Origin of the sequence: Caldanaerobius polysaccharolyticus DSM 13641, assembly GCF_000427425.1 — a bacterium.
Classification (GTDB): Bacteria; Bacillota; Thermoanaerobacteria; order Thermoanaerobacterales; family Caldanaerobiaceae; genus Caldanaerobius; species Caldanaerobius polysaccharolyticus.
This window is the reverse complement of sequence record NZ_KE386494.1, coordinates 510,484-536,976: the sequence shown is the minus strand read 5'-3', so window position 1 is coordinate 536,976 and position 26,493 is coordinate 510,484. Positions and strand designations below refer to the sequence as shown.

At 41.4% G+C, this 26,493-nt stretch carries 21 protein-coding genes; all 21 read left to right on the top strand.

Going from position 1 to position 26,493, the window contains the following annotated elements:
- Positions 1-67 precede the first annotated feature (67 nt).
- Positions 68-1,042 (top strand): acyl-CoA dehydratase activase-related protein, encoded by a 975-nt coding sequence (locus CALPO_RS0103560; protein ID WP_407638205.1) that lies wholly within the window; start codon positions 68-70, stop codon positions 1,040-1,042.
- Entirely contained in the window at positions 1,039-2,136 is a 1,098-nt protein-coding gene (locus CALPO_RS0103555) for a 2-hydroxyacyl-CoA dehydratase (RefSeq protein WP_026486098.1), read from the top strand. The genes CALPO_RS0103560 and CALPO_RS0103555 overlap by 4 nt, the downstream gene beginning before the upstream one ends.
- Positions 2,114-3,109, top strand: a complete 996-nt coding sequence (locus tag CALPO_RS0103550) for an acyl-CoA dehydratase activase (RefSeq protein WP_026486097.1) — start codon at positions 2,114-2,116, stop codon at positions 3,107-3,109. Before CALPO_RS0103555 ends, CALPO_RS0103550 begins: the two co-directional genes overlap by 23 nt.
- 64 nt (positions 3,110-3,173) lie before the next feature.
- A complete protein-coding gene (locus tag CALPO_RS13180; RefSeq protein WP_051585812.1) occupies positions 3,174-3,461 on the top strand; it encodes a hypothetical protein in 288 nt (95 codons plus the stop codon).
- A gap of 4 nt (positions 3,462-3,465) precedes the next feature.
- Positions 3,466-4,425 carry a DNA-binding protein WhiA gene (whiA, locus tag CALPO_RS0103540; protein ID WP_026486096.1) on the top strand — a complete coding sequence of 320 codons (960 nt, stop codon included), beginning with the start codon at positions 3,466-3,468 and terminating at the stop codon, positions 4,423-4,425.
- 1 nt (position 4,426) lies between these two features.
- Positions 4,427-4,702, top strand: a complete 276-nt coding sequence (locus CALPO_RS0103535; RefSeq protein WP_026486095.1) for an HPr family phosphocarrier protein — start codon at positions 4,427-4,429, stop codon at positions 4,700-4,702.
- A gap of 40 nt (positions 4,703-4,742) precedes the next feature.
- Entirely contained in the window at positions 4,743-5,798 is a 1,056-nt protein-coding gene (locus CALPO_RS0103530) for an HD-GYP domain-containing protein (RefSeq protein ID WP_026486094.1), read from the top strand.
- On the top strand, positions 5,788-9,291 hold the full coding sequence (locus CALPO_RS0103525; protein WP_035172097.1) for a DNA polymerase III subunit alpha: 3,504 nt from the start codon (positions 5,788-5,790) through the stop codon (positions 9,289-9,291). The genes CALPO_RS0103530 and CALPO_RS0103525 overlap by 11 nt, the downstream gene beginning before the upstream one ends.
- Before the next feature lie 58 nt (positions 9,292-9,349).
- Positions 9,350-9,541: an SPOR domain-containing protein gene (locus tag CALPO_RS0103520; RefSeq protein ID WP_026486092.1), complete on the top strand. Its 192-nt coding sequence runs from the start codon at positions 9,350-9,352 to the stop codon at positions 9,539-9,541.
- Between the two features lie 11 nt (positions 9,542-9,552).
- Positions 9,553-10,518 carry a 6-phosphofructokinase gene (pfkA, locus tag CALPO_RS0103515; RefSeq protein WP_035172093.1) on the top strand — a complete coding sequence of 322 codons (966 nt, stop codon included), beginning with the start codon at positions 9,553-9,555 and terminating at the stop codon, positions 10,516-10,518.
- A 12-nt stretch (positions 10,519-10,530) separates the two neighbouring features.
- Positions 10,531-11,949: a pyruvate kinase gene (pyk, locus tag CALPO_RS13175; protein ID WP_051585811.1), complete on the top strand. Its 1,419-nt coding sequence runs from the start codon at positions 10,531-10,533 to the stop codon at positions 11,947-11,949.
- Positions 11,950-11,954: 5 nt separating this feature from the next.
- The gene (locus tag CALPO_RS0103505) at positions 11,955-12,368 is read left to right on the top strand and encodes an acyl-CoA thioesterase (RefSeq protein ID WP_026486090.1); all 414 of its coding nucleotides are present in this window, start codon (positions 11,955-11,957) and stop codon (positions 12,366-12,368) included.
- 156 nt (positions 12,369-12,524) lie between these two features.
- The gene (locus CALPO_RS0103500) at positions 12,525-13,907 is read left to right on the top strand and encodes a MurT ligase domain-containing protein (RefSeq protein ID WP_051585810.1); all 1,383 of its coding nucleotides are present in this window, start codon (positions 12,525-12,527) and stop codon (positions 13,905-13,907) included.
- Between the two features lie 2 nt (positions 13,908-13,909).
- Positions 13,910-14,632 carry a type 1 glutamine amidotransferase gene (locus CALPO_RS0103495; RefSeq protein WP_026486088.1) on the top strand — a complete coding sequence of 241 codons (723 nt, stop codon included), beginning with the start codon at positions 13,910-13,912 and terminating at the stop codon, positions 14,630-14,632.
- A 65-nt stretch (positions 14,633-14,697) separates the two neighbouring features.
- On the top strand, positions 14,698-16,971 hold the full coding sequence (locus CALPO_RS0103490; RefSeq protein WP_026486087.1) for a helix-turn-helix domain-containing protein: 2,274 nt from the start codon (positions 14,698-14,700) through the stop codon (positions 16,969-16,971).
- Positions 16,972-17,170: 199 nt separating this feature from the next.
- Positions 17,171-18,124 (top strand): ABC transporter permease, encoded by a 954-nt coding sequence (locus CALPO_RS0103485; protein ID WP_051585809.1) that lies wholly within the window; start codon positions 17,171-17,173, stop codon positions 18,122-18,124.
- A gap of 12 nt (positions 18,125-18,136) precedes the next feature.
- A complete protein-coding gene (locus tag CALPO_RS0103480) occupies positions 18,137-19,015 on the top strand; it encodes a carbohydrate ABC transporter permease (RefSeq protein WP_026486085.1) in 879 nt (292 codons plus the stop codon).
- Between the two features lie 30 nt (positions 19,016-19,045).
- Complete coding sequence (locus CALPO_RS0103475) at positions 19,046-20,707, top strand: extracellular solute-binding protein (protein WP_026486084.1); 1,662 nt, start codon at positions 19,046-19,048, stop codon at positions 20,705-20,707.
- A 46-nt stretch (positions 20,708-20,753) separates the two neighbouring features.
- A complete protein-coding gene (locus CALPO_RS0103470; protein WP_035172090.1) occupies positions 20,754-22,403 on the top strand; it encodes a type 2 periplasmic-binding domain-containing protein in 1,650 nt (549 codons plus the stop codon).
- A 31-nt stretch (positions 22,404-22,434) separates the two neighbouring features.
- Positions 22,435-23,256, top strand: a complete 822-nt coding sequence (locus CALPO_RS0103465) for a sugar phosphate isomerase/epimerase family protein (RefSeq protein ID WP_026486082.1) — start codon at positions 22,435-22,437, stop codon at positions 23,254-23,256.
- A 93-nt stretch (positions 23,257-23,349) separates the two neighbouring features.
- Positions 23,350-26,472 carry a glycosyl hydrolase gene (locus CALPO_RS13170; RefSeq protein ID WP_156940128.1) on the top strand — a complete coding sequence of 1,041 codons (3,123 nt, stop codon included), beginning with the start codon at positions 23,350-23,352 and terminating at the stop codon, positions 26,470-26,472.
- Positions 26,473-26,493 lie beyond the last annotated feature (21 nt).

The following is a 26,493-nucleotide window of genomic DNA, read 5'->3' as shown; positions in this document are numbered from 1 at the left end:
CAATAAGAGTGAGGACAACGGTATTATATATGCGGTATATGTCTAAGATATTATGGGAGGTGTTAAAGTGGTCATCGGTGTACCCAGGGCTTTATTGTACTATAATTTTTTCCCATGGTGGAAGGTATTTCTTGAGACGTTGGGAAACAAAGTAGTGGTGTCTTCCAGGACCAACAAGGCTATTCTGGATGCAGGGGTAAAGAACAGCGTTGATGAGGCATGTCTGCCTGTCAAAGTGATGTTTGGGCATATACTGGATTTAAAAGGCAAAGGCGTTGATTGTATATTTGTACCCCGTATAGTCAGCGTAGAGAAGAATAGGTATCTATGTGCCAAATTCCTGGGTTTACCCGATCTGGTGAAAGCGATGCTGGACGATATTCCCCCTGTTATAGAAATGGAAGTAAATCTTTATAAAGGAGAAAAGGCCTTTGATAGGGAAGTTATAAGGCTGGGCAGAATGTTTACAAAGGATGTACACCAGATAAAAGAAGCCCGAGATAAGGCGGATAGGGTGCAGAGAGAATACGAGAGGCTTTTGAAGGAGACGACGGCCAACGATGCCCTTAAAATCCTCTTTGGGGCCCACGTGAGCCCTGAGAAGAGGCGATATGGCATGAGGATAGGACTTATTGGTCATTCGTACGATATCTACGATGACTACATAAATATGTCGATAATAGACAGGCTTAATGACATGGGTTGCCAGGTAATTACTGCTGATATGCTCACGGAAGAGCAGATCGCCCAGGGAGCGTCTCATTTTAAAAAGGACATGTTCTGGACTTACGGGAGACAGCTATTGGGTGCTGGGCTTTATTTTCTAGACGAGGAGAATGTGGATGGTGTCATTATGGTGACTGCTTTCGGTTGCGGCCCTGATTCCCTTATAAAAGAGCTGGTAGAGAGGGAATACAAGAGAAAAAAGACGCTTCCGCTACTGTGCCTTACTATTGACGAACAGTCGGGTGAAGCGGGCCTCCAGACGAGGTTAGAGGCTTTTATTGACCTTTTGAGGCTAAAGGAGGCGGTGGGGCGATGAAGATTACGTTTCCTCACATGGGGAGCTTAAGTATTGCACTCAAGTGCCTTTTTGAACATCTGGGAGCAGAGGTTATAGTGCCTCCACCTATAACCAAAAAGACCTTGGATATAGGTGTGCAGCATTCGCCGGAGCTGGCCTGCTTGCCATTGAAAATCAATGTAGGGAATTACATTGAAGCGATAGAAAAGGGCGCGGAGGCAATAGTGATGCTGGGAGGCGTGGGGCCGTGCCGTTTTGGCTATTATGGCCAAGTTCAAAAAGAAATACTTAGAGATCTGGGATATGATGTAAAGATGGTGGTGGTAGACCCTCCTGACCGCGATTTAAAAGGATTTTTGCAGGACTTGGCTCCGCTTTTTCCTAAAGCCACTGTAAAAAACGTACTTCACGGCCTCAATCTTGCTTGGAGAAAAATCGTATCTTCAGATAGGTTGGAGAGGCAGCTTTTGATTTCCCGTGCCCATGAGAGGAAGAGAGGCGAGGCTACTCGCATATTTGAAAAGTATATCGACAAATTGGATGAAGCCGACTCAGTGAAGGAGATAAAAAAGGTTACGAGAGATGGGATAGAAGCGCTGAGATCTTTAGAGGAAAAAGACGATAGGGACCCGTTAAAAATCGTTGTTATCGGTGAGATATACTTCCTGCTGGAGCCATATCCGAGCCAGAACATATACAAAGAACTCAACGAGCTGGGCGCTGAAGTGATAAAGACCGAGTATTTAAGTGACTACTTGATGTCCAGTGTATTTGTGTGGAAGTTTGAGAGGATAAAGAAATACGCCAGGCCGTATCTTAAAAGGCATATAGGAGGACATGGGGTAAATTCCATAGGAAATGCCGTAAAATACGCTGGCCAATGCGATGGCATAATACACATATTTCCTTTTACGTGCACGCCTGAGATAGTGGCCCAGGGCATACTTCAGAGGGTAAGCAAGGACATGAATGTGCCTATTATGTCTTTAAGCTATGATGAAAACACGGGAACAGCAGGTTATCAGACGAGGCTGGAAGCCTTTATAGATCTTTTACATAAGAAACGGGACAGTAAGGAGGCGGTATCAAGTGAAGGCTTATCTTGGAGTTGATGTGGGTTCTGTGAGTACTGATCTGGCGCTGGTGGACGAATCAGGAGACGTCATAACCAGTATATATATAAGGACGCAGGGACAACCAATAAAAGCGGTTTTAAAAGGCTTGGAATTGCTTCAGGAGGCCATGCCTGGGAATGTGGAGATAGTTGGGGCAGGGACTACGGGAAGTGGCAGAAAACTGGCTGGGCTTATAATCGGTGCTGATATAGTGAAAAACGAGATAACGGCCCATGCTGTAGCGGCCACCCATATAAAACCTGACGTGCGAACCATATTTGAGATCGGAGGGCAGGACTCAAAAATTATAATATTGAGAAACGGGATCGTGACAGACTTTGCCATGAACACGGTATGTGCGGCGGGTACAGGATCTTTTCTGGATCAACAGGCCCACAGGTTGAATATTCCCATCGAAGAGTTTGGAGACATGGCTTTAAAGGCTAAGGAGACAGTTAGGATTGCGGGAAGATGCACGGTATTTGCCGAATCCGATATGATACACAAGCAGCAGCTGGGTTACAGCCTCCCTGATATAATAAATGGTTTGTGCGAGGCTTTGGTAAGGAATTATCTCAACAACGTAGGTAAAGGAAAAGATATACAGGAACCTATTTTGTTTCAGGGTGGAGTTGCTGCCAACAAGGGGATAAAAGCGGCTTTTGAAAGGTCGCTGGGGATGGAGGTCATAGTGCCCAAATACCATGGCGTAATGGGAGCTATAGGGGCCGCGTTGCTTGCAAAAGATGCTGTGAGAAATAAAGCCACTAATTTTAAAGGTTTCAAAGTCACGGAATTCACGTATAAGACCAACGGTTTTGACTGCGACGGATGCCCCAATATGTGCGAAGTGGTGGAGTTTATACAGAACGACATAGTGGTGGCGCGGTGGGGCGACAAATGCGGCAAGTGGTCTAACAGCGTTAGCACTCGGCCTCACGATGAGCACGAACACGTAGTCCAGGCTTAGTACTTTTCTACGCAATCCTCATATAATGTACTATAAACTGTGGTACATTAAGGAGATGATTGCGTTGCCTGGACCAAAGTACGGAAGGGATTACGAGTACTATAAAGTCTACGACAACCTTTACGGGAGAAGTATAAACCTGTATAAATGGCTTGAATTTCAAGAGTTTAAAAGGTGGACGATGCTGGAAGAATTCAATTTCTGGAAGAATTCCAGAGAGTATCAGGAGTGGAAAGATTATCAGCAGTACGTCAAATGGTTGAATTCAGAGGAATACGGCAGATGGATTAACTCTAAAAATAAACAGGAATGGGAGGATTATAAGTCTTCCCAAAGAGACAAAGGGGTGTAAGTTTTTGTCATTTTCCCATCAAGTAAAAGAAGAATTGAGTAGAGTAAAAGATGAGGAGAGGTCGTGTGAATTAGCGGAACTATCGGCGCTGATACACACCTGCGGATATATAGAAGTACATGGGATGAAGGGCATTGCCGTGAGAATATCTTCTGAAAATGCTGCCATAATAAAGAAGATATACGTGCTGATAAAGGAGGTTTTTGGCTTTAGGCAGGAGGTATGCATTAAAAGAAACAGGTATCTCGGCAAGCACAATTTATATTTTATTACAATCGAAGGTGAAAATGCATTTAAAATCCTTATGGAATGTGGTATAATACTTATAACAAGTGACGGTAGTTGGGATATCAACAATAAAATACTCGACCGCATAATCGACGGCGATAGGGAAAAGAGGGCGTATTTAAGAGGGGCCTTTCTCGGATGCGGTTCTCTTAATGATCCCGAGAAAGGCTACCATTTAGAAATGGTGGTCAGAAGTGAGGAATACGCTTTCAGCATTGGGGAGTTATTAAGATTCTTTGAACTTAAAGGAAAAATCATTGCGCGAAAAAATAATTATATAGTATACTTAAAAGAGGGAGAACAGATAGTAGATTTTTTAAACATGGTTGGCGCTCACAAAGCTCTGCTGGATTTTGAAAACGTGAGAGTATTTAAAGATGTGCGAAACAACGTCAACAGAATCGTAAATTGTGAAACCGCCAATTTGAGCAAAACGGTAAATGCGGCTTTAAGGCAGCTTGAAAGCATACAGTACATAGATAGTACTGTAGGCCTAAAAAGCCTCCCTGAAGAGCTATATGAGCTGGCAGTCATCCGCTTAGAGAACAGAGATCTGAGCTTAAAAGAATTGGGACAATTGCTAAACCCGCCATTGGGTAAATCGGGAGTAAATCACCGTTTAAAGAAAATAGAAGACATAGCCAAAAAGATAAGAGAACAGAGAGGGGATGTGTGAATTGTATAAAAAGACGGTAGTAGTCAAAAATAAGACGGGTTTGCATGCCAGGCCTGCGGCTTTGTTTGTGCAGGTAGCAGGTAATTTTAACTCGTTAATATGGATTCAGAAAGATGAAAAAAGGGTTAATGCTAAAAGCATCATGGGTATTATGTCACTGGGCGTGTCAAAAGGAGCAACTATAACCATAATAGCCAATGGAGATGATGAGGTAAAGGCTGTAGAAACGCTAGCTGAGCTTCTGAGTTCGGATTCATCTGATGAAGTTATAGGGTAAATAAAACCCTTTATTTTTTGTTTAAAGTTGGGAGATGTGTATGAGGCTTATTAGCACATATAATTTAAAGCCAGGTATGGTCATAGCTAAAGCGGTATACAACGCCAATGGTCAGTTGCTTCTTAACAAAGACGTTGTACTCACTGAACAGTACATAAAGAGGCTAAAGGAAGTAGGTATTACAGATGTTTATATTGAGGACGATTTATCCAGAGATGTGGTGATAAAAGACGTAATATCCGATGAAACGAGGTTAAACGCGAAAATCTTCGTAAAAAACACCATGGAAAGAATAAGCATGAACAAACACGTAGACACGAGTCAAGCTAAAGCCATTGTAGAATCTATCATTGATGAATTACTGGAAAGATCCGAAATGCTGGTGAATCTCCAAGATATACGGGCAAAGGACGAGTACACCTTTAGCCATTGCGTTAACGTGTGTGTGTTATCGCTGATGTTAGGTTTGGCTTTAGGGTACGACAGGATAAAATTAAGTGAATTGGGCACAGGCGCTCTTCTTCACGATATAGGTAAGGTGTGTATATCCGATTGCATACTGAAGAAGCCCTCTAAGCTCACCCCGGCCGAGTTTGACGAGATCAAAAGACATACTATTTATGGGTATCAGATGTTAAAAGAGAGCGGAGAGATTTCAGGTTATTCCTGCTATATAGCTCTGTGTCATCACGAGAGGCCTGATGGTAAAGGCTATCCATTGGGACTCAAAGGAGATAATATACACCAGTTTGCGAAGATAGCGGCTATATGCGATGTTTATGATGCCCTCACTTCCAACAGGGTTTACCGCCGCAAGATGAAAATACCTGATGCGGTAGAATACTTGAGATCTATGTCTATGAGCCAGTTTGATTACGATCTTGTAAATACCTTTTTAAGGTTTATTGCCTTGTATCCTGTTGGTTCAGGTGTTATTTTAAATACAGGTCAAAAGGGAATAGTTGTACGCAATAACCCCGACATGCAGGACAGGCCTGTAGTCAGGGTTATCGACGAAAATGAAGAGGGCAAATACGAAGAAATAGATTTAATGGAACATCTCTCTCTCTTTATCGTGGATACATATGAGGTGTAAGGGGGTTTTTGCTGTGGATTTTGTACACCTTCACGTTCATACCGAATACAGCCTATTGGATGGGACTTCGCGCATATCTGACATTGTGAATAGGGCAAAAGAGCTGAAAATGAAGTCATTGGCTATAACAGATCATGGCGTCATGTATGGCGTAATGGATTTTTATAAAAAATGTATAGAAGAGGGAATTAAACCTATTATCGGCTGTGAGGTGTACGTGGCTGCCAGAAGCAGATTTGACCGCGACCCCAAGTTAGATCAAGCAAATTATCACCTCATATTGCTGGCTAAAGATATGACGGGCTATAAAAACTTGGTAAAGCTAGTGTCTCTGGGATTTATTGAAGGCCATTATTATAAGCCCAGGGTGGATCATGAGCTTTTAAAGTCTTATTCAGGAGGGCTTATAGCCCTTTCTTCATGTCTTTCAGGGGAAATACCTTCTAGGCTTTTAGCAGGGGATTACGATGGGGCTAGAGATTTAGCGCTTTTTTACAGAGAAGTATTCAATGGTGATTTTTATTTAGAGCTTCAGGACTCAGGTATTCCAGAGCAAAAGGAAGTAAATAAACTTATCCTGCAGCTAGCTGATGAGACCGGCATACCGCTGGTAGCGACCAATGACGTCCATTATACCTGCCGAGAAGATGCCGCTGCCCAGGATATACTCTTGTGTATTCAGACAGGTAAAACAGTGGAAGATGAGGATAGGATGAAATTTGATGGCGACCAGCATTATCTTAAATCCCCTGAGGAAATGTATAGCCTTTTTAAGGATATACCGCAAGCTATCTCCAATACTGTTAAGATAGCTGAACAATGTAATGTATCCTTTGAATTTGGAAAGGTTTATCTCCCTGACTTTAAAGCTCCTCAAGGCATGACCAATTATCAGTACCTTAGAGAGCTTTGCTTTAAAGGGCTTAAAGAGAAATACAAACATATCACCGATGACCTTGTGCAAAGGCTGGAATATGAGCTTAAGGTAATCAATGACATGGGTTACGTGGAGTATTTTCTCATAGTGTGGGATTTTATAAGATATGCCAGGGAAAAGGGAATACTGACAGGGCCTGGACGAGGTTCTGGAGCGGGAAGCCTTGTAGCTTATTGCCTTGGCATAACCAAAATAGATCCTATACAATACGGATTGGTATTCGAGAGATTTTTAAATCCAGAGAGGATTAGCATGCCTGATATCGATACAGACTTCGAGTACGAGAGAAGAGGAGAAGTAATAGATTACGTGGTGCACAAGTACGGTGCAGATCATGTGGCTCAGATAATAACCTTTGGTACCATGGCAGCTCGTGCGGCCATCAGGGACGTGGGAAGAGCCCTTAACATCCCTTATGCCGAGGTAGATCAGATTGCTAAGAAAGTTCCATTGGAATTAGGCATGACTATAGACAGGGCGCTGGAATTAAACGGCGAACTCAGACAACTATATCATACCAGTCCCAAGGTGAAAAACCTGATAGATACGGCTAGAAAGTTAGAAGGACTTCCGAGGCATGCGTCTACCCACGCAGCTGGCGTTCTCATATCAAAGCTTCCCCTTATGGAAATAGTTCCGCTGCAAAAAAACGATGATGTAGTCACTACCCAGTTTCCCATGACTACATTGGAAGAAATGGGACTTTTGAAAATAGATTTTTTGGGATTGAGGACCCTGTCTGTGATTAAGGACACGATACAAATGGTCAAGGATGCCAAAGGAGAAGATATAGATCTTGACCGATTAAAATACGATGACAAAAACGTCTATAAGCTTATAAGTGAAGGCAATACAGAGGGTATATTTCAGTTAGAAAGCGCCGGTATGACCCAGTTCATGATGGAATTAAAGCCAGATAGTCTTGAAGACATTATAGCGGGCATATCTCTGTATAGGCCGGGGCCTATGGATCAAATACCTGTCTACATAAAAAATAAGCGCAACCCTGAGCTCATAAAATACGATCATCCTCTCTTGGAGGATATACTGAACGTGACTTACGGGTGCCTTATATACCAGGAACAGGTAATGCAGATAGTCAGAAAATTAGCTGGGTATTCTCTGGGCAGAGCCGATTTGGTAAGGCGAGCTATGGCTAAGAAAAAAATGGACGTGATGCAGAAAGAAAGGCAGAATTTCATATACGGTATAACCGATGAAAGCGGAAATATAGTGGTGCCAGGGGCTATACGAAACGGCATCGATGAGGCTACGGCCAATAAGATTTTTGATGAAATGGTGGATTTTGCTAATTACGCTTTTAATAAAGCCCATGCAGCGGCTTATGCTGTCGTGGCATATCAGACAGCGTATTTGAAATGCCACTACCCTGTGGAGTTTATGGCGGCTCTTTTGACCAGTGTCATGGACAATACGGATAAAGTCGCTTTTTACATCCAGGCATGTAGAAAGATGGGCATAGAGATTCTTCCCCCTGATATCAATGAAAGCGTGGAAAAATTTTCAGTATGTGGAAACAAAATACGATTTGGACTTTTGGCTATAAAAAATGTAGGACAAGGGCTTATAGATACCATCATCAGGGCGAGGACGCAAAAAGGTAAGTTTACCAGCCTATCGGATTTTGTGAATAAATTGGAATGGGGGGAATTAAATAAAAGATCTTTGGAAAGCTTGATAAAGGCAGGGGCTTTTGATTCCCTGGGAGGCAAAAGGTCCCAGTATATGGCGTTATACGACAAGTTGATCGATGCCAGAATAAATAATTGGAAGAGAAATGCAGAAGGCCAGGTATCGCTTTTTGATATGGCTTTTGAGGGTTCAGATGTAATCCCTAAAAATGAAGAGTTACCGGATATACCAGAGTTTCCCCGCCGCAAGCTGTTGGCATTGGAGAAAGAGGTTTTAGGGGTTTATGTAAGTGGTCATCCTTTATCAGAGTATGCTGAGGAAATGAAAAAGCTGTGTAACGTGGATAGCAGAGACTTTATGCAGCAAGAGCTGGAATACGAGCAGGGTTACGAAAAAGGAGTTTTAAGGGATAATCAGCTGGTTACAATAGGAGGGCTGATAACAGAGGTAAAAGTGAAATTTACAAAGTCCAGCAGTATGATGGCTTTTGTCACTGTAGAAGATATGTACGGATCTTTTGAGGTGATCGTGTTTCCGAATATATACGAGAAGAAAAAGGAAATCATCGTGCAAGATAATATCGTGCTCATAACCGGTAGAGTAAGTTTAAGAGAAGATGAGAGCCCCAAGGTTATATGCGAGGACATAAGCGTACTGACAAAGGACAAGGCTTTGGATAAACTTTACATTAAGGTACCCGATTTTTCTTATTTAAGCAAGATAAGGAATATGTTGAGCCGCTTTAGGGGAGATGTGCCTGTTTTTATATATTCGGAAAGAGATAAAAAAATGGTCATGGCTGAACGGGTACTCTGGGTAAGGAAGGATGAAAATCTGCTAAACCTTTTGGAGGATGCCCTGGGCAAGGATAGTGTGAGGTTTGTTTATTGCAAAACTCTATAAAAAAGATTAAAATTAAAATTGGATATGTTATGGGTTGGTTTTTTCAGGAGGCGGTTTTATGTGGACCGTTATTTATGTCGCTTCTGATGAAGATGTGGCAAATAAGATCAAGGACAAGCTCACATCAGAGGGATTTTTAGTAAAAATCCGGTCATTGAGCAAAAAGAGAAAAGGTATTTATGAGGTGCTGGTGCCGGAAGCGGAAGCAGAAGATGCTCATAACATACTTGTTACATATAATTATTGTTAGGAGGTTTTAAAATGGTAAAGACAATAGGTGTGCTTACAAGCGGTGGAGACGCCCCCGGAATGAACGCTGCTATAAGAGCGGTAGTTCGTACAGGTGTATATTATGGGCTTAAGGTGTTGGGTATATACAGGGGCTACAACGGCCTTATACATGATGAGATTAAAGAGCTGGATGTTTCGTCTGTGGCCGATATACTTCATAGAGGCGGCACTATTCTGAGAACAGCAAGGTGTGAGGAGTTTAAGACAGAGGAAGGCTTAAAAAAGGCAGCTGAGGTGGCAAAGAAGCATAATATAGATGGGCTCGTGGTCATAGGCGGTGACGGTTCGTATAGAGGTGCTAGGGATATAAGCAAATACGGTATTAATACAATAGGGCTTCCTGGTACAATCGATAACGATATAGCGTGTACTGATTACACAATAGGCTTTGATACGGCTGTGAATACGGTTTTGGACGCTATAAATAAGATCAGAGATACTATGTCGTCCCACGAGAGGACAAGCATAATCGAGGTCATGGGCAGGAATGCCGGTTATATAGCCTTGTACGCTGGCTTGGCTGGTGGAGCTGAATCCGTGTTGATACCTGAGGTAAAGTACGATATCGATGAAATTGTGAGCAAAATTGATTATGGAATAAAGAGAGGGAAATTACACCACATAATAATTCTAGCAGAAGGCGTGGGGCGCGCAGAGGATTTTGCAAAGATGATAAAAGAAAAAATGCCATCATTGGATATAAGGTTTAGCGTTTTAGGACATATACAAAGAGGGGGTAGTCCCACGGCTTTTGACAGGCTTCTGGCCAGCAGGATGGGAGCAAGGGCTGTGGAGCTTTTGATGCAGGGCGCTACCAACAGGGTTATAGGGATAAAAAACGACGCGTTGTACGATGTGGACATCGACGAAGCCCTTAAAATGAAAAAGACTATTGATATGGAGTTGTACAATTTAGCTAAGATCCTTTCAATTTGATGGGGTGGGAAAATGCGAAAGACCAAGATTATATGTACACTGGGACCTGCAAGTAGAGACCCCGAGATATTTAAACTTTTGCTGAGTTACGGCCTCAACGTGGTGCGCCTCAATTTTTCCCATGGAACTCAGGAGGAGCACGGCAGAACCATTGACATGGTCAGGTCAATATGCGAAAGAGAATCGGCGGAAGTAGGAATTATGTTGGACACCAAAGGCCCTGAAATTAGGACAGGTAAAGTCCAAAATGGAAGCGTGGAGTTGACAGAAGGCCAAGAATTTGTACTCACTACCAGAGATGTAATAGGTGATAAGAGGTTTTGCAGTATAACATATCGAGGTTTACCTGAGGATGTAAAGCCTGGAGATACCATTCTTATAGATGATGGGCTTATAGCCTTGAAAGTAATGGATATCGACGGCGGCGATATAAAATGCCTTGTGGAAAACGGCGGAATACTGGGTGACAACAAAGGCGTAAACGTTCCAGGGGTTAAAGTTAATTTGCCTTCTGTAACAGAAAAGGATATAAGCGATATAATTTTTGGCATAAAAAAAGGCGTCGATTTTATCGCTGCATCATTTATAAGAAAAGCGTCAGATGTCCTTGAGATAAGAGAGCTTCTGGAAAAAAACGGAGGATCTCATATAAAGATCATATCTAAAATCGAAACCAGTGAAGGCGTGGACAATATCGACGAAATCATAGAAGTGTCGGATGGTATCATGATAGCTAGAGGAGACCTTGGGGTAGAGATTGCAGCTGAAGAAGTTCCCTTGGTGCAGAAGCGAATTATTAAAAAATGCAACGACGCAGGTAAAATTGTAATAACGGCCACCCAGATGCTGGATTCTATGATACGCAACCCCAGGCCTACCAGGGCAGAAGTCGCTGATGTAGCTAATGCTATCTTTGATGGGACAGATGCCATAATGTTGTCAGGAGAAACCGCAGCAGGAAAATACCCTATAGAGTCCTTGAAGATGATGGCTAGGATTGCTGCCAGGACTGAGGACGCCATTGATTATGAAAGGCTGCTAAGGGAAAAATATTGCTCTCACGCTACAGTGACCGACGCTATAAGCCATGCTACATGCACTACGGCTCAGGACCTAGGTGCCACCGCCATAATAACGGCCACCAAGTCTGGTTTGACGGCCAGAATGGTATCAAAATACAGGCCTGCTGCGCCTATAATAGCGGTTACATATGATCGCATGGTGACGAGGCAATTGTCTCTTGTATGGGGTGTATATCCCCTCATAACAAAAGCTGTAAACTCCACCGACGAGATGATTGAAGAGGCTGTTAAAACGGCGTTGGCATCAGGTTTCGTAAGGGAGGGGGATACGGTAGTGATTACTGCTGGCGTTCCTGTTAATCAGACTGGCACTACTAACCTCATAAAAGTGCACGTGGTAGAGAGGTGACCTTTTTGCACACGACCAAAGTAAGGGTAAGGTATGCAGAGACCGACCAGATGGGCGTTGCTTACAATGTCAATTATTTTGTTTGGTTTGAAGTGGGACGTACAGAATACATGAGGGACATAAATATCCCATATAAGGCGTTAGAGGGGAAGGGGATATTTATGCCGGTGGTAGAGAACTTTTGCCATTACGTTAAGCCTGCAATGTACGATCAGGTGTTGACTATTAACACCAAGATCGCCGAACTAAAAGCGGCTACCATAAAATTTCAATATGAAATACTGAATGGCGTGGAGCTTTTGGCCGAGGGATATGTGAGATTGGCGTTTACGGATAAAAACATGAAGCCGATTAACTTAAAAAAAGTAGATAGAGAACTATGGGAAACCTTGAATAAGTATTGCGAAGCAGATGAATAATGTTTATATTTTATGTTAAAAATAGATGATAAAGGTAACTGCATTTCACAGGCCGTTTAGGTCTTTTTTTTTAACTCATTTATGTTATCATATTTTATAGCGATTAACATTGTTTTGAATATATATATATTATTTTTGTATGGAGATGTAAACCCAGTGGATCTGAGGCTTATTTTTGCTATTATAGTTGGAAAGTTCACTCAAAGATTTCTCAGGGCTATAGGACGTGGTGGCACTAGTCTGCCAGGGAAAATAGTGCGAAAAATAGATCCGCATCTATTGGAAAAGCTGGCAGGCAGGTTTACCAAAGGTCGCATTATTGTGACGGGAACCAATGGTAAAACTACTACCTGCAGGATGATCAAAAGCATATTTGAGAGAAATGGATATAAAGTGCTAAATAATGTGAGCGGTGCTAACCTTATATCGGGTTTGACTACGTCGGTATTGAATGGCTGTAGCTTTTTAGGGAAACCTAAAGGTGACATATTGCTATTAGAAGTGGATGAAGCCACTATGCCCCTAGCGTGTAAAGAGATTAAACCCCATGCGGTAGTTGTGACAAACCTCTTTAGAGATCAATTGGACAGGTATACTGAGATCGATAGGACATTATATCTAATAGATAAAGGTTTAAAAAAGCTATCAAGGGAATGTAAAATCGTACTAAACGCCGATGACCCTAGGGTAGCAGGGTTGAGCAGGTATCACGCCAATAGCATATTCTTTGGGGTAGACGATAGGGATATTTCTGAGGGGCAAAGAGAAGATCTGGACGTTCAGATATGTGACAATTGCGGTTCGGAGTATATATACATAAGGTATGTGTACTCTCATTTAGGAGAGTACAAATGTCCAGAGTGTGGCCATAGCAGGCCAGAACCTGATGTATCCCTATTAAAACTGGTGGACAGAGATATATCAGGTTCTCATTTAGCTGTAAAGTGTTTTAAAAAAGACTTGGACATTTACGTACCCATGGTGGGGATGTACAATGTATACAATGCGTTGGCAGCTGTGGCGGTAGCTAGTGTGTTCCAAGTAGAGCCTGAAGTGATCAGAGATGGCTTGGCCCAGAACAAAACGTCTTTTGGGCGCGGAGAAATTGTTGAGGTAGGCAATAAAAGAGTGATGTTTTTTCTGGTAAAAAATCCCGCTGGTTACAATCAGGTAATAAACACTATAGCCTCCTTGGAAGGGAATAAACATCTGTTGTTGGCGTTGAACGATAAGTACGCTGACGGAACGGATGTGTCATGGATATGGGATGTAGATTTTGAGGAACTAGCGCTTATGAAGGGTCTCAAAGAGATTGTCACTACTGGCAGGAGGGCTCAGGAATTGACCCTTAGGCTTAAGTACGCGGAAGTGGAGAGCGAGGTAATTACTATAAACGATATGGAAAAGGCTTTGAGAGAAGCTATTTCAAGAGTCCCTGAGGGAGATGTGTTGTTTGTATTGCCTACTTACACCTGTATGTTGGAGTTAAGGAGAATGTTGGAAAAATCCGGTTACGCGAAACCCTTTTGGGAGGGATAGATTTGTTAAAATTATGCTATCTATATCCTGACCTCATGAACCTGTACGGCGATAGAGGAAACGTGATAGCCATTGAAAAACGTTGCCAATGGAGAGGAATAGATGTATTAGTTGATAAGGTGGGCATTGGAGATAATGTGGATTTCAATGACTATGATATAGTATTTATGGGAGGGGGGCAGGATAAGGAGCAAAACCTTATGTCAGAAGATCTTCTTAACGTCAAAGCCCCTTCCCTTAAAGATGCTGCGGAGAACGGGGTTGTCATACTGGCTGTTTGCGGTTCATATCAATTATTAGGTAATTATTATAGAGCTCAGAATGGCACTGTAATACCTGGAATGGGATTATTAGATGTATATACAGAGAGTGGGAAAGATCGCCTTGTAGGCAATGTGGTGGTACAACTGGATTCCGGGGAGATGATAGTGGGTTTTGAAAATCATTCGGGTAGGACGTATCTAGGAGATAAGGTAAAGCCGCTAGGGAAGGTATTAGTAGGTAATGGCAACAATGGCATTGATGGGTATGAAGGTGCTGTTTACAAAAATGTTTTTGGGACTTATATACATGGCCCATTACTTCCTAAAAACCCTGTGCTGACTGATATGCTGATTTCTCGCGCTTTAGCCAGGCATGGAATAAATGAACTTATACCCCTAGATGATGAAGTGGAAAATATGGCGCATCAGAAGGCTATAGATTTTTTTTATAATAATAAATAGAGATAAATAGAGAAAATAGTTTTTCCGTCAACGGGCGACATGCCAAAAGGGGGAATCGGAAAGGTATGACTCGGAAGATAAAAACTTTTTACAAGATATTTTTTTCTTACGTCTTGATCTTGATCATCCCTATATCTATAATAGGTACCATCAATTATATAAAGACTTCGAGCATCGTGGAAACAGCTGTTAAGAGAGAAAATATGACGATGCTGCGACAAGCAGCTGACGTCATAGACGTGAGGGCAAAAGAGTTAGATAAACTTTCGTTTGAGTTGTCGTCCAATCCCAGGATAAGGAGCTTTTTATACAATAGCGGTCCTATGGACGTGGACACCCGCTTGTTGATTATGGATGTTATCAAGGATTTAGCTGTGTATAGAGCTCCTAATAATTTTTTAGACGATATTTTTATTTATTCCAAGAAAAATGGAGTTATCGTATCCAGCAGTGGAATGTACACGCCTTATATGTTTTACAACGCCGTATATAAATACAAAGGCATGTCGTATAAAGAGTGGAAGCAGTTGTTAGATCAATATCATTATAAGCATTATGTGCCTTCGCAAGATATTGCGGTGGATAGCAGGAACAGCAAAGAGATCACATATTTACAGTCACTTCCACAGAATGAAAGCAATGAATTCGGTTCATTAATAGTTTTTATAGGCGAGAATCAATATTCTACCTTGATGTCCCGACTAGTAAAAGACAGCAAGGGTTACTATTACATTTTAGATTCTCAAGGAAACGTTATAAGTACTAATGACAAAAGAGGTATTTACGCAAGGGTTATTGATGGGAACACTGGTACTGCAAACGCTTCTCAGACTATTGATTATGTTAGAAATAACGCGGTTATTTCATACGTTACATCGTCATACAATAAATGGAAGTATATTACAATTACGCCGTTGAATGTATTTATGAAACAGGTCAAAGGGGTAAAGGAATTTACTGTAGGTCTGGTGTTATTTTGTGCATTTATCGGCCTCATTATATCGTATTACATTGCCGGTAAAAGTTATAAACCTGTAAAAGAAATACTTTCTTATATAAATAGCGATAGGTTAAGTGTGTTGCCAGACGATAAATACGATGATTATAAAACCATATACAGTGTTATACGAAAATCCTATAGCGATATTGCAGCTTATAAAGAGGAAATAAAAAAATATAAACCTGTGTTTAGGCAGGATTTGCTTATGAGATTATTGAATGGCTCTATTTTAAATGTGCCATTGGAAGAGCTGTCAAAAAATACTGATATAGATTTAAATTTTGATCTTTTTTCAGTGATTTTGGTAAATTTGAATTTTAAAGATGCCTCCCAAGGAACAGATGTAGAAATGGGATTGCTGAGGCTTACCGTTATGAGGAATATAGAAGATGCGCTTAACCGCATTGGTGCAGGTTATATAATGGAACTAAGCGGTGGATTGATAGGGGTAATTTTCACCCAAGACGGTGACGTAGAGGCATGTAGAGGGGATTTAGGCGTTTTCTCTCAAGAAGTTAAAGAATTTGTGGAATCAGAACTGCATTTTAAAGTAAATATCGGCGTAGGGAATATATACCTCGATTATAAAAACATAGCAACATCATACGAAGAAGCCAGGATTGCCCTTGATTATGCTATATTAAAAGGAATGGATATTTTATTTTATGAAGATATAAAAGTAGAAAATGTTATATATGATTTTCCTGTTCAAAAAGAGATATCCCTGACCAATTGTATAAAAGCTGGAGACGATATTCACGCAATGCAGATTATAGATGAACTGTATAGGGAAAATATATGTGAAAAGCGCCTTTCTCTGCAGATGATGAAGTATTTTGTTTACGATATCTATAGCACGGTATTAAAAGCAGCTTATGAGATAAACGCATTTGGCATGTATAATATTTTTGATACCCATAGCGATTTTTTAATATGCGGTAGCATAAAATGCTCTATAGAAAAAATAAAAGCTCTTGTTGAGAACATTTGTATAAATGTAAATAGCCGTAAAAAAGGAAACAAAAAGCTTTTTGAAGAGATAATCAGCTATATCGACGGTAATTTTACAGATATCGACATAAGCCTTGACAAGGTAGCAGAACATTTTAATTTATCCAGTCAGTATCTGAGCCGGTTTTTCAAGGAACATGCTGGATTTAACTACATAGATTATCTGAACAAAAAGCGCATTGAAAGAGCTAAAAGTCTCCTCTCAAATAGTAATTGCAGGATTAAAGATGTAGCGTATAAATCAGGCTTCGAGAATGTTAATACGTTTATAAAAGTCTTTAAAAAATACGAAGGCATCACTCCTGGACAGTTTAGAGCCAGTCTATAGGCTTTCTGTCCATTTTTTATTTAAGAGAAATCGTTTTTACACTGTTAAATTTATAATATGGATGTGAAAAAATATTGATTTACAAAAAATAAATGAAAGAATACAATAAAAATTACAAATGAACAATGAAAAAACCACATAATTTATGTGAGGAGGTGTTATATTTTTATTATTTTACAACAAAGAGAGGAGGTATTTAATGGAGGCAAAGGTTTCCACAACTAAGCAGTCTGTTACAACAGCCCAGCGCCTGAAGTTCCTCAAAAAGCAGTGGTACAAAAACAAATACGTCTACATTATGCTGCTGCCGGTATTGACTTACTTCATCATATTCAATTACGTCCCCATGTACGGTGCTATAATCGCCTTTAAAAACTTCAGCCCTGCAAAAGGCATACTGGGAAGTCCCTGGGCTGGCTTTAGCCATTTCAATGCGTTCTTCCACAGCTATTACTTTTGGAGGCTTTTGCGAAACACCATCTTGCTTAACGTGTACGATATTATATTTGGCTTTCCTGCACCTATAATACTGGCCTTGCTCCTAAACGAAGTAAAAAACCAGATCTACAAGCGCACGGTGCAGACCATAAGCTATCTGCCCCATTTCATATCCATCGTGGTAATAGCAGGCATAATACTGGAGTTTACATCCAGGGATGGACTGATAAACGATATACTGGCCATGCTGGGATTGCAGAGAATACCCTTTATGACCATGCCCCAGTGGTTCAGGACCATATACGTAGGGTCAGGTATATGGCAGGGTGTAGGATGGGGCTCAATAATATACCTGGCAGCACTGTCCAACATAGATCCCCAGCTTTATGAAGCGGCTAAGATAGACGGGGCAGGAAGGTGGAAACAGATGATACACGTCACACTGCCTGGTATACTGCCCACGATAGTTATAATGCTCATACTGAGGTTTGGCGCCATAATGTCAGCGGATTTCCAGAAAATCATCCTCATATACAATCCTACTATTTACGACACGGCAGACGTGATATCCACTTTTGTGTACAGGCAAGGAATACTGATGATGGACTACAGCTACTCCACAGCAGTGGGTCTGTTTAACTCAGTGATAAGCTTTATTTTAGTTATCGTGGTCAACAAGATAAGCAGGATGCTGACCGAGAACAGCCTGTGGTGAGGGGGTGAAAGCTTGAAGATAAAGCAGAGTGTGGGGGAGACAATATTTGATGCGGTGAATGCGTTGATATTATTTATAATCACGGTAGTTACGTTGTATCCCTTTCTGTACGTGGTATTTGCGTCAGTGAGTGATCCCGTAAAAGTCATGCAGAGCGGGTCCATACTCTTGTGGCCCAAAGGCTTTCAATTAGGGGCATACGGGATGGTGTTCAAGAACGAGATGATAGCGATAGGGTACAAGAATACCCTCATATACGTGGTAGCGGGTACCACATTAAACATATTGCTGACGTCGTTAGGTGCGTATGCCTTATCCAGGAAAGACCTGTACGGAAGAGACGTATTCATGTTTATAATAGCTTTTACTATGTTCTTTCATGGTGGGTTGATACCTACGTTTTTGCTGGTAAAAAGCCTGAACATGGTGAACACCATGTGGGCGATGATAATACCCGGAGCCATAAGCGTGTGGAACCTGATAATAATGAGGACGGCGTTTCAGGGTATACCTGACAGCCTGATAGAGTCGGCGAGGTTAGACGGAGCCAACGACTTTACCATATTGTTCAGGATAGTGATACCGCTGTCCATGCCGGTGGTAGCGGTGATGATACTGTTTTACGGTGTAGGGCACTGGAACAACTTTTTCAATGCGCTGATATACCTGAGGGATAAGAGCTTATATCCCATACAGCTGGTGTTGAGGGACATACTTATAGCCAATAGCACGGATTCCATGACGACGGGTATAGTGCAGGATACACTGCCGATCAGCGAGAACGTGAAGTACGCTACGGTGGTTGTATCAACAGTACCTATATTGCTGATATACCCGTTTATACAGAAGTACTTCGTAAAGGGAGTAATGATAGGAGCGATAAAAGAGTAAAGAAAAAAGCAAAGAGGGGGAGATGTGCAAATGAAGATTAAAAGAGCGTTAATTATAGCGTTGTGTGTAATTTTCACACTTTCAGTGTTTACGGCGTGTAGCAGCAAGCAGTCATCAAGCGGCGGTAAGAGCTCTTCTGCCAAGAGCGGTGAAAGCGATAAGATAACGGAGATAAAGCTTCCAATAGTTAAAGAGCCGCTTACGTTGACGTATTGGGTGCCTATGGATGCAAAGATGTCAGCTACTATGAAGGATTATAATGGAATAAAAGCTTATCAGGAGATAGAAAAGCGTACAGGGATTCACATAAAGTTTTTGCATCCACCAATAGGTCAGGAAAGCGATCAGTTTAATTTGATGATGGCGTCCAACGATCTGCCAGATATCATATATTACAACTGGGGCAGTGTTTCTGGAGGACCGGCAAAGGCTCTAAACGATGGCTCCATTATAAAATTAAATGATCTCATAGAGAAATATGCCCCTAATCTCAGAAAGATACTTCAAGAAAACCCTGATATAAGAAAGCAGGTGGAGCTGGACGATGGCACGATATACGCGTTTCCATATATACGCAGTGCAGGTGCTCCGATAAATGCTAATTCAGGCCCGCAGTTTAGAAAAGACTGGCTGGACAAGTTGAGTCTACAGGTCCCCAAGACCATAGATGATTGGTACAACGTGCTGGTAGCATTTAGAGATAAAGATCCCAATGGCAATGGGAAAAAGGACGAGATACCTTTCACAGGTAGAGGCTCTAATGGTCAGGGTATAATGGATTTGGGCAATTTTGCGCCAGCTTGGGGTATATTAAATGGCTTTTACATGGACAATGGAAAGGTCAATTACGGGCCTATACAACCAGCTTACAGGGATTTTCTAAAGACTATGGCTCAGTGGTATAAGGAAAAGCTCATAGACCAGGATATAGCTACCAACGACAATAAGGCTTTTGATTATAAGATTACAAATAATCTTGCAGGTTCGTATTTTGGTGCGGTTATGGGCAACATGGGCAGGTACCTGTCTCTTATGAAGCAAAAACAGCCAACTTTTGATCTGGTCGGTGCTCCATGGCCTGTGGGCCCTGCGGGTAAAGCTTATACTACTGCGTATTTAGACATTAAAGGGTTTAGCTACGGAGCTGCCATAAGTTCCAAGAATAAGCATTTAAAAGAGACAGTGCAATGGCTTGATTACGGGTACAGCGAAGAAGGCCATATGCTCCTTAATTTTGGTATTGAGGGACAGAGCTATAAAATGGTCAATGGTTATCCTACCTTTACAGATGTAATTTTTAAAAATCCCGATGGTTTGGCTCCTGATCAGGCTTTAGCACAATGGGCTATTTCAATATCCAACGGTCCTATGGATCAGGATAAGAGGTACTATGAGCAGATGTTAAGAACTCAACAACAGAAAGATGCAGCGATGAATGCATGGTTAAATGTAGATACGTCTCTTGCATTACCGCCCATAATGCCTACTCAAGAAGAAAGTCAAAGACTTGCTTCCATAATGAATCAAATCAACACGTATCAACAGGAAATGATGGGTAAGTTTATAATGGGCAAAGAGACGATTAATGACAGCACATGGAGTAAATACGTAAACACGATAAAAGGCATGGGCATAGATGAAGCAATAAAAATCGAGAACGCAGCACTGGAAAGGTACAATAAGAGGCCATAAAAATTATGGATAAATAGTAATAATGCACATAAAGGAGAGATACCATATGAGATTGAAAAAGATTTTAATTGTACTATTATGTTTTGTGTTCACCCTTTCAGTTTTTACGGCGTGTGGCAGCAAGCAGTCATCGAGCGGTGAGAAAAGCCCTTCTGCTAAGAGCGGTGAAAGCGATAGGATAACAGAGATAAAGCTTCCCATAGTTAAAGAGCCTATTACATTGACGTATTGGGCACCTATGGATCCCAAAAGGGCAGCTACTATGAAAGATTTTGGTGAGGAAAAAGCTTATCAAGAAATGGAAAGGCGTACAGGAATACACATAAAATTTTTACATCCTCCAATGGGTCAGGAAAATGAGCAATTCAATTTAATGATGGCGTCCAATGATTTACCGGATATGATATACTATGGCTGGCAGGGTATTCCTGGAGGGCCGGCAAAAGCGATAAATGATGGTTCAATTATAAAATTAAATGATTTAATTGATAAGTATGCTCCAAATCTCAAAAAGATACTAGAAGAAAATCCTGATGTAAGGAAACAAGTGGAGTTAGACGATGGAACATTATATATGTTTCCTTTCATACGTACCGACGGAGCTATAATGAATTCTAATTATGGGCCACAGTTAAGAAAAGACTGGCTGGACAAGTTAGGATTGCAGGTGCCAAAGACTATAGAGGATTGGCACAATGTGTTGGTGGTATTCAGGGATAAAGACCCTAATGGAAATGGGAAAAGAGATGAAGTGCCGTTTACGGGAACTGGCATATCGACTTTGGGCAATTTTGCTGCTGCCTGGGGAATATTAAATGGCTTTTACATGGACAATGGAAAGGTCAATTACGGACCTATGCAACCAGCTTACAGGGATTTTCTAAAGACTATGGCTCAGTGGTATAAAGAGAAGCTGATAGACCAGGATATAGCTACAACTGATGGAAAAGCTTTTGATTATAAAGTCACGAATAATTTAGCTGGTTCGTATTTTGGTTTAATTATAGGTAATATGGGTAGATATTTAAATTTGATGAAACCAAAGCAACCAAATTTTGATCTTGTAGGTGCGCCATGGCCTATTGGCCCAGCAGGTAAACAATATACTACTACGGATTTAAATCGCAAATCTGCGTATGGTGAGGGTGTTGCCATAAGTTCCAAGAATAAGCACGTAAAAGAGACAGTGCAATGGCTTGATTACGGGTACAGCGAAGAAGGCCATATGCTACTGAATTTTGGCATTGAAGGGCAGAGCTATAAAATGGTTAATGGTTATCCTAAGTATACAGATATAATTTTTAAAAATCCAAATGGATTATCTCAAGATCAGGCTCTGGCTCAATGGGCTCCCGCACCTGTTAATGCAGCGTTTAATCAAGATAAGAGGTACTTTGAACAAATGTTGACATATCAGCAGCAGAAAGATGCAGCGTTCAATACCTGGTTAAATGCAGATCCTTCCCTTTGTATACCGCCTATAACGCCCACTCAAGAGGAAAGCCAAAGGTTGGCATCTATAATGAATCAGATTAACACGTATCAACAAGAAATGATGGCTAAATTTATAATGGGCAAAGAGCCTATCAATGACAGCACATGGAACAAGTACGTTAATACGATAAAAGGCATGGGCATTGATGAAGCAATAAAGATAGAGAACGCAGCACTGGAAAGGTACAATAAGAGGCCATAGTAGAGCAAATACAAGGTGGGATTTTGTCAAGATGAAAATATCCTTTACGACTCTTTCATGTCCCGATTGGCCCTGGGAAAGGATTTTAGATGAGGCCTCGCGGCTAGGATACGACGGTATAGAAATAAGAGGAGTAGAAGGAGAGATGTACCTGAACAGGGCCAGACCTTTTCTGCCTCACAATCTTTCCCATACAAAGCGATTGTTAAAAGAAAGAGGTCTGGCGATATGTTGCCTTGACACTTCGTGTGTATTTCACGATAGATCCACATACAGCACATATTTGCAGGAAGGCAAGGATGCCGTAGATCTGGCCTACCAGATGGAAGTGCCTTATATAAGGGTATTTGGCAATAACGTGCCTGAGGGGCAGGATGAAAGTGAAATAATTGACATGGTAGCCGATGCCTTGTCTGAATTGGGCGTTTACGCAAAGGACAAGGGGGTGAGCGTGCTTATAGAGACTCACGGGGATTTTGCGCGCACAGATAGATTACTTAAAGTCCTGGAAAAAGTGGATTGTGATTCTGTTGGGGTGCTTTGGGATATAAACCATCCTTACAAGACATTTAAAGAGCCGGTAGAACAAACTTATGCGAGGCTTAAGGGCTACATTAAACATACCCATATAAAGGATTCTTTAGGATGGGGAAGAGATGCCAGATTGTGCATGGTAGGAAAAGGGGATGTGCCTGTGACTAGATGCGTTGAATTGTTGAGTCAAAATGGGTATGAAGGCTGGCTATCCCTTGAGTGGGAGAAAAAATGGCATCCTGAGCTGGAAGAACCTAAAATAGCATTAGAAGAATATATACGTTATGCAAAAAAATATTTTGCAAACTTGAAATCATGACAGTGTGTTTATAAAAAACGATTTTGTCATAGAGGTCTTTAGAGGGCTTCTATGACAAAATTGCATTTAAAGAGAAAGGGGTAGAAAAATCAGGTGAATAGCAGAAAGATGTTGATTAATTATGGTTATAAACCTTTCTGGTTTTGGAACGGCGATATGGATGATAGCGAGATAAAGAGGCAGGTACGGGAAATGGCTGATAAGGGTGTTGGAGGTTTTTTTATACATCCTAGGCAGGGCCTTACTATCCCTTATCTGTCGAGCGAATGGTTTTATAAAGTATCTGTGGCTGTAGAAGAAGCTAAAAAAGAAAATCTCGAGGTATGGCTGTACGACGAATATCCATATCCCAGCGGCGCCGCAGGGGGTGTAGTTATGCTCAATCATCCGGAGGTTACAGCAAAAGAGTTAAAAGTTAAGGTGTTAGAAATCACAGGTCCTGATACGGTGGAGTTAGAACTGGGGTGGGGAAGGGTTATAAGTGCAGGTGCCTATCCGATGGTTGGCGGGAAAGTTGACTTTAGCGCAAAAATTGACCTTTCGGAATCCATAGGTATTGTTCGCAGAGAAGATATTTTTCAGATGAGCGGGCTTACTGCTTACAATAGGAAAAGGTATTTCGCAGGGGATTGTTCAAATAAGCTGGTGTGGAAAGTTCCACCAGGATCTTATAAACTTTATGTTTTCACAGAAGAAGTCATTCACAATTTTAAATACTACGACACTTTTATAGATCCGCTAAATCGCGATGCTGTGGTGTACTTTATACAGGAGACCCACGAGAGGTATAAAAAATACCTGGGAGATGAATTTGGCAAGACGATAAAAGGAATATTTTCTGATGAAATAGGCCTTATAGGCAAGTATCCTTGGTCGCCTGTGCTCCCTGATATTTTTTATAAAAATTACGGTTATTCCCTTGTGGACGTATTGCCTGTACTGGTAGATGGAAGAGGAGAGCATGCTGACAAGGTGCGATTTGATTATTGGAATACAGTGGTCAATACGTTTATACAAAACTATGATGTCCAGATACAGAGATGGTGCCACGATAATAATCTTTTGTATGTGGCGGAGAAGCCCATTCTCAGGAGCAGCCAGCTTAAGTATATTGACATACCGGGTATCGATACAGGTCATTTGAAAGCGGGGTGCAAACCTGATCTGGCCAATTCAAACTACCGGGCAAATGCTAAACTGGTTTCTTCTGCTGCGCACTTTTATGGGAAAGAAAGAGCGCTGTGTGAATGCTTTCACAGCATTGGCTGGGGAATGACTATTCAGGACATGAAGTGGACGTATGATTGGCTTGGTTTTCAAGGTATAAATTTCTTTGTACCTCATGCTTTTTTCTACACCACGGACAGCCTTAAAAAACACGACGCACCGCCTTCGTCGTTTTATCAAATGCCCTGGTGGAAACACGGCGCAGCTCTATCAAATTATGTCAAAGCCCTTGGCAAGCTTATAGGCGACGCAAAAAGAGTCGTCAGAATACTGTTGGTTGATCCGGTGACGAGTCAGTGGACAGCATCGGCAGACAAAGGGGATACTAAAGAGCGGTTAAAAGAAGACTTTTCAAAGCTGCAAAATGTTCTCATGGATAATTTTTATGATTTTTACATAATCGATCCACAGCTGCTGGCCGAGGGCGATGTGAAGGATGGCGAAATTTTGATTAACGAAGATAAATTTGATGTGATAATACTCCCGCCTATGCTTAATCTGGAAGAGGAAGCGGTTAAAAAGATCCTTGAGTACACTGAACAGAGGGGCATTTTAATAACAGCGGGATGTATGCCTATTGAGAAAGTAGGGAATATGAATGATTTAGATAAGAGATTTAGCGCCATGGTGGGCTTTGAGGCCAAGAAGATCTACGATAGCTACGTGCTCGGTCAGGAGAAAGTACCTGATATTTTAGAAAGAGGCACCGTTTATTTTGTAAAAGATGTGGAAAAAGTGCCTTCTGTTTTAGAAAAAATCGTTGAAAGGGACATAGAGATTACATCTGATGGTCAAATAATAAGGGAGATTAAAGCACTGCACCTTTTGTATAGAGGCGAAGACTGCTATTTTGTCATCAACACGTCGGATAAAAAAATAAAAGCAGGCGTAAGCGTAAGAAACGAAAGGTATTCCACTCCAGGGGTTTGGGAATTTGATATAGGATTTGAGAAATTTATACAGTTAAAATGTGACGAAAAAGGGGGTGTTATTCGTTACAATGTAGAGATGTCGCCCTTTGAATCAAAATTATTTGTGCTTAAAGAGGGTGCACAGCAAAGCTCGGCTGAGTTTGCAAAAGAATGTGTAAAGAGGAATGTAAAAGTCATTGACATCGACGAGATGTGGGAAGTGGAAGTCAAAAGTGAAAATGCCCTTCTTATGAATAAATGGGATATGTACATTGAAAAAGTAGAAGGCCAAGAGCTTAGATGCGGTCCTTTTAACGTGGGGTGTATGCCCATTATTGATCAGATAGGTATGTGCAGAGCAAGACTGCCTATCTACACTTCCGAGGCGTTTGGCTGCCCTAGCAAGCTCAGGTTTCCGTCATTAGAGGTTATGTATAAGCATAGATTTAAGTTAGAGAAAGATGTAAAGCTATTCTTGGTGATGGAACCGGGGAGCATAATGGGTCAATGGGAAATTGGAGTAAATGGCAATGCGATAAGACCGCAGGATTTTAATAAGGCGTTTTTTTACCTTCCTACAAACATGGCTGCGGATATAACATCCTGTGTGCGCAAGGGGATCAATGAGATTACTGTCAAGGTAAAAACCCAAAAGACCAGCGATGGGCTCGTCAATCCTTTGTACATTTTTGGAGATTTTGGAGTCTTTAAACTAGATGATCTCTTTGTTTTAAAAGATGCTCAGCCCCAGGGGAAAATAGGCGACCTGAAAGCCTGTGGAATTCCCTTTTACGCAGGGGATGTGGTGTATAGGAAGGGAGTGGAATTAAGCGCCGGTGAACTGTCGAATATGGTTATTTGCATAGAGGATGAGAGATTTCAGGCTTCAGCATCCCTTTATATAAACGGCCACTGGGCTGGCGCAAAGAGCTGGCATCCGTATATATGGGATGTGAATAAAAGTTGGCTTAAGGAAGGCAAGAATACGGTGGAGCTTGTGGTCACTACGACTCTATTGGGACTTTTTGAAGGCCAATATTTTGATTATGATAAAAATGCGTATTGTGATATATTTTAATAAAATGCAATCGATTGTAAA